Origin of the sequence: Microbacterium sp. AR7-10 (assembly GCF_001878835.1) — a bacterium.
GTDB classification, from domain to species: domain Bacteria; phylum Actinomycetota; class Actinomycetes; order Actinomycetales; family Microbacteriaceae; genus Microbacterium; species Microbacterium commune.
Window position 1 is genome coordinate 1 of sequence record NZ_MJIR01000065.1, and the last position, 10,909, is coordinate 10,909.

The window sequence follows — 10,909 nt, forward strand, 5'->3', positions numbered from 1 at the left end:
CATCTGGAGTGTCGGCCCCCAAAGTGTCGCGCCCCCAGGGCCGGCCGGACCCGCCCCGCCCCGGCTTTCGGTGGTCACAGGCCGGTGGCCTACGGATCGCTTGATCCGAGGAGGCACCATGATTCGCACGGCACTGGTCGCGGCAGCGGCCGCGTTCACCTTCGGCAGCCTGGTCGGGTGCGCCCCGGCATCCGACTCCTCCCCGCCCGACGCGACGGAGCGCGCGACGGCTGCGCTCTGGGCGGCGATCGAGGCGGAGGATCCCGACGCCACAGCCCGCGCGATCGAAGACGGCGCGACGCTCGAAGACCGCAGCGGTGAGAAGAACGCGACGCCGCTCGTCGAGGCCACGAAGAAGAACCTCCCGCCGATCGCACGGGTGCTCATCGACGCCGGCGCCGATGTGAACGCGAAGGACGGCATCCAGGACTCCGCATTCCTGTACGCGGGAGCGGAGGGATTCGATGAGATCCTCAAGATGACGATCGATGCGGGCGCCGACGTCACCAGCACCAACCGCTACGGCGGCACGGCGCTGATTCCTGCCAGCGAGCACGGGCACGTGAGCACGGTGAAGATCCTGATCGCGGCGGGTGTTCCCGTCGACCATGTGAACGACCTCGGCTGGACCGCCATGCACGAGGCGATCGTGCTCAACGACGGCGGGCCCGCCCAGGTCGAGACCGTGGGGCTGCTGCTCGAGGCCGGCGCCGACCCCGACATCACCGACCGGGAGGGACGCACCTCGCGCGAGCTGGCTCTCGAGCACGGCCACGACGAGATCGTCGCGGTCATCGACGCCGCCGGATGAGAGGGTGGATGCCATGGACGCCACAGACATGACCCACCTGCGCCGCTGCGTCGAACTGGCCCGCGAGGCGCTCGACGCCGGCGATGAGCCGTTCGGCTCGCTGATCGTCTCGTCCGAGGGCCAGGTGCTCTTCAAAGACCGCAACCGGGTGGCCGGCGACGATCACACCCGGCATCCCGAGTTCGAGATCGCGCGGTGGGCGGCGGCCCACCTGTCTCCGCAGGAGCGGGCGGATGCCACGGTGTACACCTCGGGGGAGCACTGCCCGATGTGCTCGGCCGCGCACGCCTGGGTGGGCCTCGGCCGCATCGTGTACGCGACGTCATCGGACCAGCTGTCGCAGTGGCATGCGGAATGGGGACTCGAGCCCGGGCCCGTGGCCGCGCTGCCGATCCGGACGGTCGCTCCCGGCATCCCGGTCGATGGTCCCGCAGACGACCTCGTCGACGAGGTCAAGGAGCTGCAGCGGCGCCTCGCGGAGCGCCGGTCTTCCTAGACTGGATCGATGCGACCACTCACCGAGACCCAGGTCCGCGAGGCGATCAAGAACGCCGACGCCGATGAGATCGAGCAGATCGGGATGCCCCACGACTTCATCCTGACCGACTGGGACTACATCGACTTCCTCGCCTGGCGCGACCCCGAATCGAGCCGACGCGCGGTCGTGGTCGTCGAGCACGACGGGCATCCGATGGGCATCGTGCTGCGCTCCACCGACCCGGCGCGGGTGCGCTCGGGTATGTGCAACATCTGCCGCACCATGCAGCCCGGCAACCAGGTGGCGCTGCTGACGGCGCGGCGCGGTGGAGCGAAGGGCCGGCGCGGCGACAGCGCGGGCACGTACATCTGCGCCGACCTGTCGTGCCACGACAACGTGCGACTCGCGCATCCGCTGGCACCGAGCGAGGTGCGCGCGCCCGGCCAGATCGATCAGCGGCTCGACGGCACGAAGCACCGCATGGAGGACTTCGTGGTGCGCGTCCTCTCGGAGGACTGACCGCGCCGGCGGGGCATGCGCGGCCGTGCGCGCAGGGGCGGTGCGGCGGGCGGCACTGCGGGCAGTGGTGCGGGTCGCATCCCGGGCGTGCGGGGTCAGGTCCGTACGGTTTTTGGGCCGTGAGCGTACCGAAGTGACCTCGCAGCGGCTGCGGCTCCCGCAAGGATGACGCTCAGTACCAGGTAGTCTGGAACCCCGTCCTGCGCATCGAAGGAGAGCCATGACCGAGCCGCTGCTGCTCACGATCGACCAGGGTCTCGCCCGACTCACGCTCAATCGTCCCGCGAGCCTGAACGCCTTCGACGCCGATCTCGCGCACGCCTGGCGCGACGCCACGGCCGAGGCGGTGGGCCGCGACGATGTCGGCGCCGTTCTCATCGAAGGACGCGGCCGCGCCTTCTGCGCCGGCGGCGACGTGCGCGCCATGTCGACGAGCATGTCGGGCGGGCATGAGATCACCGCCCTGGCGCGGGTGATCAACGCCGGCATCCTGTCACTGACCACCTCCGCCATCCCCGTCGTCGCCGCCGCGCATGGCACGACGGCGGGCGGGGGGCTGGGCATCCTGATGTGCAGCGACTACGCGGTCGTCGGCGCGAGCTCGACGATCGGCAGCCGCTACGCCAACATCGGCCTCACACCCGACCTGTCGGTCTCGGCGCAGCTCGCACGCGCCGTCGGCGAGCGTCGAGCGCTGCAGCTGCTGCTGCAGGACCGGATGCTGTCAGGCGACGAAGCCGTCGAATGGGGCCTCGTCGCCGAGCGGGTGGCAGGACCGGCCGACGCGAGCGGGTCTGATCCGGAGGCCGAGGCGGATGCCGTGCGCGAGCGCGCCGAGCAGGTCGCGCGGTTCTGGCTGGCGGGCGCCTCCGCCGCGTACGGGCAGGCGAAGCGCCTGGTGCGCTCGCAGCCGGCGCGCTCCTTCGAGGAGCAGCTGAACGCCGAGGCCGACTCCATCGGCGCGGCGTTCGACACGGCGGACGCGCAGGCGCGCATCGCCGGATTCGCGGCCGCCTCGCGCCGGCGCTGAGGCTTATCCACAGCATCCGATCGTCCTGACGGGCGCATGCGAGGATGAGACCACCGACCGGGAGGATCTCACCATGTCCGACGTCACACCGTCAGCCGAGCATCCGGCGAATGCCGATGCGCACCAGCCGATGTCGTCGAAACTGCTGCGCGGCGCGATCTGGATCGCCATCGGAGCGCTGATCGCCGCCGCTCTCGTCTGCGTGGTCTGGGTGCTCGTCGGCGATCAGGACGGCATCATCGGGCGGGCGTTCCTCACGATCCTCCTGCTCGCCCTGTTCGCGGGTGTCGCGATCGCCGAAGCACATCTCGCCGAGCGGCGTCCGGACTGGCTCGCCCTCGCCAGCATGATCAGCTGGATCATCGTGCTCCTGGTCGGCGCGGTGAAGATCTGGCTGCCGTACGACGCCGCGGAGCCCTACGGCTGGGCCGGAGCGAGGTTCTTCCAGTTCCTGTTCGTGATCGCGGTCCTTCAGCTCGCGCTCGCGCACGTGCGCCTGTTCACGAAGGCATCCCGTCGGTATGTCACGACGTTCACCCGGGTCATCGTCATGGTCACGTTCGCGATGCTCGCGGGCCTGGTCGCTCTGCTGGTGTTCCACCTGACCTTCCCCGATCAGTTCCGGTACGACGATCTGTACTGGCGCATCGTGGTCGCGCTCGCGATCCTCACCGCGGTCGGCACGACGCTGATCCCGCTGCTGAACGCCCTGTTCGCACCCCGAGCACCTCGGCCCGCGCAGCCGGCCGCCATCGCCCCGCAGCAGATGTGGCCGACGTACGCCGACGGTCGCACGCCGCTGCCCGCGCTGCCCGACGGCAGCCCGGACCTCAACGCGTACTACACCGGTCGCCCGACATACGCGCCGCAGCAGACCTCGAGCTTCCCGACCCTCGAGGCCCCGCCTCACGCGTACGGGCACGGAGCGCCGGCGGGCGCGCCGGTTGCGCCCCGGGTCGAGTCGAGGCGGGATGCCGATGCGCCGTTCGCCCGGGTTTCCGAGCGTCACGGTGGCGGGTCGGCCGCCGGCGCCACCGTGGCTCCTCCTCCTGCGCCGCCCGCTCCTCCTGCGCCGCCCGTTCCGCCGGCCGCGAACGCGCCGTCCGCGCCGAACGCGCCGTCTGCGCCGAACGCGCCGTCCGCGCCGTATGGTGACGGTCTGTCCGCGCCGGCGGGCGGTGGCGGCGCCGGTGCGCCCACCGCGGCACCGGTTCTGCCGGTTCCGCCTGCGCCCGGCGTCAGCGCCGACGTCCCGCCTGTTCCGCCTGCGCCCGGCGTCAGCGCCGACGTTCCGCCGGTTCCGCCTGCGCCGCCGGCGCCCGGCGAGGGCGTCGGCCTTCCTCCGGTTCCCCCGGTTCCGCCAACACCTCCGGTTCCGCCCGCGGTGGACGCGAGCTCCCCGGCTGCGCAGCCCACCGGTGAGTCGCGCTCAGCCGAGCCGCGCTCAGCCGAGTCGCGCTCAGCCGAGCCGCACGAGAGCGAGGGCCAGCGATGACCGCCGTCGATCTCGGAGCCCTCGCCGCGGAGATCGCGCGCGAAGCCGGCGACCTGGCGAGACGGCGACGCTCCGAGGGTGTCGCGCTCGCCGCGACCAAGTCCACGCTCGCCGACATCGTGACCGAGGCCGACCGCGAGGTCGAGCAGCTGATCCGCGAGCGACTGCAGGTCGAGCTGCCCGATGACGGATTCCTCGGCGAGGAGACCGGAGCCGAGCGCGGTTCCAGTGGACGCACCTGGGTCGTCGACCCGATCGACGGCACCGTCAACTACGCGTACGGGATCCCGGGATACTCGATCAGCATCGCCGTCGTCGAGGGTGAGCCCGACCCCGAGCGCTGGCAGAACCTCGCCGCAGCGGTGTACGCCCCCGCGCTGGGAGAGCTGTTCACCGCCGTTCGCGACGAGGGCGCCTGGCTCGACGGCACGCGCCTGGCGGTGAACACCGAGACCCCGGCCGGAGCACTGCTCGGCACCGGGTTCGGGTACGACCCCGCGACGCACGACGGAGACCTGGTGACGGTCAGGCGCGCGATGACCCTCGCTCGCGACCTGCGACGCATGGGGTCCGCGGCGATCGACCTCGCATATGTCGCAGCCGGGCGCCTCGACGGGTTCTTCGAGCGCGGACTGAAGCCATGGGACTTCGCCGCCGGAGCCCTCCTGGTCGAGGAGGCCGGGGGAGTGGTGACCCGTCTCGATCCCGGCGTCGACCGGCCCATGCTGGTCGCCGGCGGCCCCGACGTCCACCGTCGGCTGTGCGAGCTGATCACCGAACCGCGCGGCTGAGCGATATGTTCGGTCTCATGGCTTTTTCAGTCTGAGCACGTTATCGTTTATCTGATCGTTACTTTCGTTGCCCGAACGACGAGAGTGATCAAGCCCTCATCTGCTTGACCCGAAACACGAGAGATCCGTTTTGCCCCCTGAGCACACCGAGAACGCCGCTGCCCCGACGCGTCGTTCGAATCGACTTCGCACCGCGACCGAGGTCTCCGCGAACTCGACGACTCCGAACGCAGACCAGGTCGTCCCCTCTTCGGCATCCGCTGTCGCCGCCGCTGCAGCCGTGACCGCCGCCGCTGTCTCGGCCGCCGCGAGCAGCCGTCGCGCGCGGCGGATGGCCGCGAGCGGAAGCGCCGAGGGTCAGAGCGTCACCGAGCCTGAGTCCGTCATCGCCGCACCCGCGGCGGTCATCGCCGAGATCGTCGCGTCCGTGGCATCCGCTGCCTCGACCGCGCCGGCGCCCGCCGTGCGCGAGGAGCCGGCCGAGATCGTCGATCCGGCCGCATCCGAGAGCGATAAGGACGCACTCACCGAGGCGACCGGGAGCGATAAGGACGCGTTCACCGCGGCATCGGCGGCCTTCGGCTTCCGGCCCGTGGATGACGCTCCGGCCGACGACCAGTCCGTCGATGAGGTGCCCGTGGCCGACAAGCCCGTGTCTGCGGGTGTCGTCGTCCCGCACGTCGCGCCCCGTCGTGCGCGGGTCTCGCGATTCGTCGCCGCCGGCGCGAGCCTCGGCGTCATGGGCGTCGCCGGCCTTATTGCCGTGTCGATGACGCTGCCCGTCTCGGCCGTCGCCGCCACGCAGGGCGGCGCGTCGGCGTCGCTCGTCGCCGGTGCGACCGCGGCCTCCTCGACGAAGGTCGGCGAGGGCGAGATCCAGGCGTTCGTCGCCCCCGCCGATGTGCAGGACGAGTCACTCACCCGCTCCGACTCGTACTCGTCGGTCTCGCTGGCACAGGTGGCTGCCGAAGAGGGCATCAAGTTCTCGGAGAGCCTGTACACGAACGACCCCGAGGCCGCGATCCAGTGGCCGTTCAAGGTCGGCGTGGCCATGAGCTCGCCCTACGGCCAGCGCTGGGGCCGACTGCACGCCGGCATCGACCTCGTCCCGGGAGAAGGTGCGCCGATTCAGGCCATCGCCGACGGCACGGTGCGCATCGCCACCGAGTCTGGCGGCGCGTACGGCGTGACGATCTACATCGACCACGTCATCGACGGTCAGGTGGTGACGAGCCACTACGCGCACATGCAGCAGGGCTCGATGCAGGTCAAGGCCGGCGACAAGGTCACCGTGGGCCAGGTCATCGGGCGCGTCGGAAACACCGGCCGGTCGTACGGCGCGCACCTGCATTTGGAGATCATCATCAACGGCTCGACGGTCGATCCGCTGCCGTGGATGCAGCGAAACGCCGGGCGTTACGACTACTAGGCCTCGATTTCGCACGAGACACCGTGAGGTGATAATCTCATCTGGTTGCCCGGAAACGGGTGGCACGCCCCGATAGCTCAGTGGCAGAGCACTTCCATGGTAAGGAAGGGGTCGTCAGTTCAATCCTGACTCGGGGCTCGCAGCATTCGCATTTCGATCGGATGCCCTGCGGCAGGGTAGCTCAGTTGGTGAGAGCGCACGACTCATAATCGTGAGGTCGCGGGTTCAAGCCCCGCTCCTGCTACAGATTGAAACCCCCGGTTATCCGGGGGTTTTGTCGTTTGGCCGCCAGGCGGCGGGGACGGGAGCACCAGGTCCGCCAGATAAACTTGAGCGTGTGACTGGCGCGCGTGCCGAGGCGGCATACTCTCGCTCCCTCGCGGCGTTCCGCACGCCGACGCTGGGGCTGCTTCACGGTCGCCAGGCGCCCTTCGTCATCGCCGCGCTGTCGATGCTCTTCTCGCCAGAACGGCCCGCCGTGCCCGTCGCCGACGCGCACGCCGAGGTCGCCGAGGCGCTCGACGAACTGCGTTCAGCGGGCCACGACGACGACGACCGTCGCATCCCGTCCGGCAGCGGGCGGGAGGTCTGCCGCACGTGGGCGAAGCAGGGCTGGCTCGTGCAGCAGATCGACGACGACGTCGAGGTGTACCGGCTCTCCGCGCACGCGGTCGAGGCGCTCGAGATCACCGGCCGCACCGGAGGCGGCCGCACCCGCGTGTCGAATTCGCGGGTGCGCACCCTGCTCGACGCGGTCGAACGGCTGGCGGACGAGGCCGAGGCCGACCCGATCAAGCGCATCGCCCGGCTGACCGCCGAGCGCGACGCCATCGACGCCGAGATCCTGCGGGTGCAGGCCGACGGCACGGTCACCGTCGACGACGAAGAGCTGTACGAAGAGGCCGAGAACATCCTGCATCTGGCGCGCGAGCTGCCCGCCGACTTCACCCGCGTCGCCGAGTCGCTCAAGGCGATGCAGCGCGATGTCGTCGCCCACCTGCGACGCGACGAGCGCCCGACCGGCGAGGTGCTGCGCGAGTACCTGCAGCGCGCGAAGGACGTCATGCAGTCGACCCTCGAAGGGCGCGCCTTCGCCGGAGCGCTGCGGCTGATCGGCGACCCCGAGCGCATCGACGCGCTCGCCGAGCAGCTGCACGACCTGCTCGCGCACCCGTTCGCCCGTCACCTCGACCCGACCCAGCGTGCGGAGTTCGACGCGNNCGCGTCGAATTGGGCGTCGAAGAGGTGCTCGCCGCGCAGCGCCGCGCCTCGCACGTGATCACCGGTCAGGTGAAGACCCACGACCCGCTGCGCGACAGGCAGATCGACGACCTGCTGCGCGACGTCATCTCGGGCCTGCACCGCTGGGCGCAGGCGGCACCGTCGAACGCGACCGTCGATCCGGTGCGCAGCCTGCCTCTCATCGACCTCGGACGACTGCGCCAGACCGTGGGCGATGTGCGCCCGCCCGGGGCTCCTGCCCCGCTGACGGATGCCGACGACGTCGAGTACCTCGAAGCCGACTCGCGCTCGTGGGGCGGGCCGCGGTACGCCGAGCTCGAGACGTACGTGGCGGGTCTCGGCGACGAGTTCGATCTGGCGGAAGCCTTCGCCCACGCCCCCGATGACACGCGCCGTCCGGTGGACCTGGTCGGTCTGCTCGAGATCGCGCACCGCAACGGCATGAACGAGACCGACGGTCTGTCGACCGTCGAGACGCTGCGCCCCGACGGCACTACGAGACGCTTCGCGTTCGTCTCGGTGACCGCTCGCGCCGCCGAGGAGGACGATGATGACTGACGAGATTGCTGCTTCGGGCCCGGCCGCGGGCCCGGCATCCGGTTCAGAGAGGGGAAACGCCGGTGCGGATGCCACGGAACAGGCGTTCGGCATCCCGGAACAGGCCGACGACCGCGCGGGCGACCAGACCGAGGCGCCCTTCATCGTCCCGGTCGCGATGGAGGACGACCCCGACGAGCTGTTCCCCGGTGACCGCGGCACTCTCGACCCTGAGGTGCGGCGCGTGCTCGTGCACGTGCTGCAGCGGCGGTTCCTCAGCGCCGACAACCGCGCCGAGTGGGCTCTGCTGCTCGAGCATCAGCAGCTGATCGAGTCGCGGATGCACGACATGTACCTGCGCCTGGTCGTCGATCTGGGCCGTGGCCTGGCGTACAAGCAGCAGGTGCGCTCGGACGAGTTCGAGGTGCCGATCCTGCTGAAGGACGCCCCCTACAACCGCACCGAGACGCTCGTGCTGGTGCACCTGCGCACGGTCTTCCAGCGCGAATCGGCGGCGGGGGAGCCGGCGCCGCGCATCGACATCGAAGACATCGAGCAGACCGTGCTCAGCTATCTGACGGATGCCGACGGCAGCACCGCCCGTCAGCAGAAGGCGATCCGCGCCGCGCTCGACCGGCTCGATCGCGAGGGCGTCATCGACGAGGAGACCCTCGGTCGCTACCGGATCAGCCCCCTCGTCGAGGTCGTGCTGAGCGCAGAGAAGCTCGCCGAGCTGCGCGCGTGGCTGCGTGAGCAGGCGGCGCAGCAGGCATCCCGAGCCGCAACCGCCGAGAAGCAGACCGCCCCCGACCAGACCGCCCAGACGCCCACCGCCCAGAAGGAGGCAGCGCTGTGACGATGCTCGACACGCTCTTCGGGCTGATCCCCGCAGACTCCCGGGGTCAGCAGTGGGTCGCCGAGGACCTGCAGCTGATCAACTGGGGCGGGTATGACGGCGGCCCGCACCGGGTGCGCTTCTCGCCGAACGCGACCATGCTGTGTGGCGGGTCGGGGTCGGGCAAGTCGACGCTCATGGACGCGTACATCGCGCTGATGATGCCGCACACGACGCCCTTCAACGGCGCCTCCAACGGCGGGATCACCGGGCGTCCTCGAGGCGACGAGCAGCGCAACATCCTCTCGTACGGCCGCGGCAAGATCGACGAGTCGCGCACCGACGAGGGCACCAGGCTGCGTGTGCTGCGCGGCGACGGCGAAGACACCTGGACAGCCATCGCGATGACGTGGCTCGACCACGACGGCTCGCGGTTCACCGCGCTGCGCGCCTGGTACATCCCTGCCGGCGCCCGCATCCTGGAAGACACCGTGCGGGTGCGTGCGACGACCGACGCATTCTTCGACCTCGCGCGCCTCGAAGAGGCGGCGTCGCAGCGGCTCGGAGACCCGGCGCTGCGGGCACTCGGCCTCGATACGCTGGCCACCGACCGCGAGTTCTCCGCCCGCCTGCATGCCGTGCTGGGTATCGGTGCGGCCGGCTCCGGTGCGAAGGCGATGAGCCTGCTCGCGCGCATCCAGGCCGGGCAGCAGATCACGACGGTCGACGACCTGTACAAGCGGCTGGTGCTCGAAGAGCCCGAGACGATGGCGACGGCGGATGCCGTGGTCGCGCACTTCGACGAGCTCGAGAGCACTCGGGCGAGCATGATCACCGCGCGCCAGCAGGTGAACGCGCTGGAGCCGATCCCGGGCATCCGGGAGAGGATCACGGCGGCAGCGGAGCAGGTGCGTCTGATCGACGAGGTGGGTGACTTCGCCTCGCCTGACTCGCGCGCGTCGCTGTGGCGGGCCGAGCGCCGTCTCGATCTGCTGCGCGAGGTCGAGGACGAGCTGCGCGAGCGCACCCACGCGCTCGATCTGACCCTGCGTGAGAAGAAGGCGCTCGTCGACGCCGCCGAAGCCGAGCGCGACGGCCTGCTCGACCTGCTGCGCCAGTCGGGCGGCGACCGGCTCGAGACGGCGCAGCGTGAGCTGCGGGCGGTCGAGCGGCGCCTTGCCGAGGTGCAGCGTGAGCGCGACCGCTTCGACACCGTGCTTGCCGAGCTGGGACTGTCCGCGGCCACGGCCGAGGAGTTCGCCGAGGTGCAGGTGACCGCCCGCGCCGCGCAGTCGGAGGCATCCACCCGCCGCCAGGCCAGGGCGACGTTCGCCGAGGCCGAGTCCGCCAGGCAGGCGCTCGCGAAGCGCCGCCGCGCGCTCGCCGAAGAGCGCGCTGAGGCGGATCGGCTGCGCGGCAGCATCCCTCCCGCTCTCGACCGGGCGCGCATGCTGCTGGCCGAGGCCGCGGGTCTCGACGTCGGCGACCTGCCGTTCGTCGGCGAGCTGATCGAGGTGCGCACGGAGTTCGAGCCATGGCGTGAGGCGTTCAACCTCGCCCTGGGCGGGTTCGCCACGACGCTGCTGCTCGACGATGCGCACATCGACCGGTTCCGGGCGGCGATCGACGAGGTGCGTCTGCCGATCCGCCTGCGCTACGAGGGCGTGCAGACCGGGCTGGCCGAGTCGCCGAACGCCGACGCGCGGACCCTCCCGGGGCGCCTCGACCACCGTCCGACGCCG

At 70.9% G+C, this 10,909-nt stretch carries 10 protein-coding genes, 2 tRNA genes and 1 pseudogene; all 13 read left to right on the forward strand.

Going from position 1 to position 10,909, the window contains the following annotated elements; translation table 11 throughout:
- Window positions 1-118 precede the first annotated feature (118 nt).
- Window positions 119-811, forward strand: a complete 693-nt coding sequence (locus BFN01_RS09100) for an ankyrin repeat domain-containing protein (protein ID WP_071643658.1) — start codon at window positions 119-121, stop codon at window positions 809-811.
- 13 nt (window positions 812-824) lie between these two features.
- The gene (locus BFN01_RS09105) at window positions 825-1,307 is read left to right on the forward strand and encodes a nucleoside deaminase (protein WP_071643659.1); all 483 of its coding nucleotides are present in this window, start codon (window positions 825-827) and stop codon (window positions 1,305-1,307) included.
- A gap of 9 nt (window positions 1,308-1,316) precedes the next feature.
- Window positions 1,317-1,808 carry an FBP domain-containing protein gene (locus BFN01_RS09110; protein ID WP_071643660.1) on the forward strand — a complete coding sequence of 164 codons (492 nt, stop codon included), beginning with the start codon at window positions 1,317-1,319 and terminating at the stop codon, window positions 1,806-1,808.
- Between the two features lie 220 nt (window positions 1,809-2,028).
- Window positions 2,029-2,838, forward strand: coding sequence for an enoyl-CoA hydratase/isomerase family protein (locus BFN01_RS09115; protein ID WP_071643661.1), 810 nt, complete (start codon window positions 2,029-2,031; stop codon window positions 2,836-2,838).
- Between the two features lie 73 nt (window positions 2,839-2,911).
- Window positions 2,912-4,333 carry a hypothetical protein gene (locus BFN01_RS15210; RefSeq protein ID WP_071643662.1) on the forward strand — a complete coding sequence of 474 codons (1,422 nt, stop codon included), beginning with the start codon at window positions 2,912-2,914 and terminating at the stop codon, window positions 4,331-4,333.
- The gene (locus BFN01_RS09125; protein ID WP_071643663.1) at window positions 4,330-5,124 is read left to right on the forward strand and encodes an inositol monophosphatase family protein; all 795 of its coding nucleotides are present in this window, start codon (window positions 4,330-4,332) and stop codon (window positions 5,122-5,124) included. The genes BFN01_RS15210 and BFN01_RS09125 overlap by 4 nt, the downstream gene beginning before the upstream one ends.
- A gap of 280 nt (window positions 5,125-5,404) precedes the next feature.
- Window positions 5,405-6,553 (forward strand): M23 family metallopeptidase, encoded by a 1,149-nt coding sequence (locus tag BFN01_RS15980; protein ID WP_305728269.1) that lies wholly within the window; start codon window positions 5,405-5,407, stop codon window positions 6,551-6,553.
- A gap of 66 nt (window positions 6,554-6,619) precedes the next feature.
- A tRNA-Thr gene (locus BFN01_RS09135) sits at window positions 6,620-6,691 on the forward strand.
- A gap of 32 nt (window positions 6,692-6,723) precedes the next feature.
- Window positions 6,724-6,797, forward strand: a tRNA-Met gene (locus BFN01_RS09140).
- 93 nt (window positions 6,798-6,890) lie between these two features.
- Window positions 6,891-7,772 (forward strand): DUF3375 family protein (locus BFN01_RS15840; RefSeq protein ID WP_256221099.1); only part of this gene is annotated, 882 nt, incomplete at its 3' end.
- 2 nt (window positions 7,773-7,774) lie between these two features.
- Window positions 7,775-8,353, forward strand: a pseudogene (locus BFN01_RS15845) (DUF3375 family protein); the annotation flags it as partial.
- Window positions 8,346-9,188, forward strand: a complete 843-nt coding sequence (locus tag BFN01_RS09150) for a DUF4194 domain-containing protein (RefSeq protein WP_083428743.1) — start codon at window positions 8,346-8,348, stop codon at window positions 9,186-9,188. The pseudogene BFN01_RS15845 and the gene BFN01_RS09150, both read left to right, overlap by 8 nt.
- Window positions 9,185-10,909, forward strand: a 1,725-nt coding sequence (locus BFN01_RS09155; protein WP_177243841.1) for an ATP-binding protein, incomplete at its 3' end; no start/stop codon positions are given. The genes BFN01_RS09150 and BFN01_RS09155, both read left to right, overlap by 4 nt.

What these genes read in the sequence shown, in the direction of transcription:
- BFN01_RS09125 (WP_071643663.1), top strand. Translation starts at nt 4,330, where the DNA reads ATGACCGCCGTCGATCTCGGAGCCCTCGCCGCGGAGATCGCGCGCGAA.
- BFN01_RS09105 (WP_071643659.1), top strand. Translation starts at nt 825, where the DNA reads ATGGACGCCACAGACATGACCCACCTGCGCCGCTGCGTCGAACTGGCC.
- BFN01_RS09150 (WP_083428743.1), top strand. Translation starts at nt 8,346, where the DNA reads ATGACTGACGAGATTGCTGCTTCGGGCCCGGCCGCGGGCCCGGCATCC.
- BFN01_RS09115 (WP_071643661.1), top strand. Translation starts at nt 2,029, where the DNA reads ATGACCGAGCCGCTGCTGCTCACGATCGACCAGGGTCTCGCCCGACTC.
- BFN01_RS09100 (WP_071643658.1), top strand. Translation starts at nt 119, where the DNA reads ATGATTCGCACGGCACTGGTCGCGGCAGCGGCCGCGTTCACCTTCGGC.
- BFN01_RS09110 (WP_071643660.1), top strand. Translation starts at nt 1,317, where the DNA reads ATGCGACCACTCACCGAGACCCAGGTCCGCGAGGCGATCAAGAACGCC.
- BFN01_RS15210 (WP_071643662.1), top strand. Translation starts at nt 2,912, where the DNA reads ATGTCCGACGTCACACCGTCAGCCGAGCATCCGGCGAATGCCGATGCG.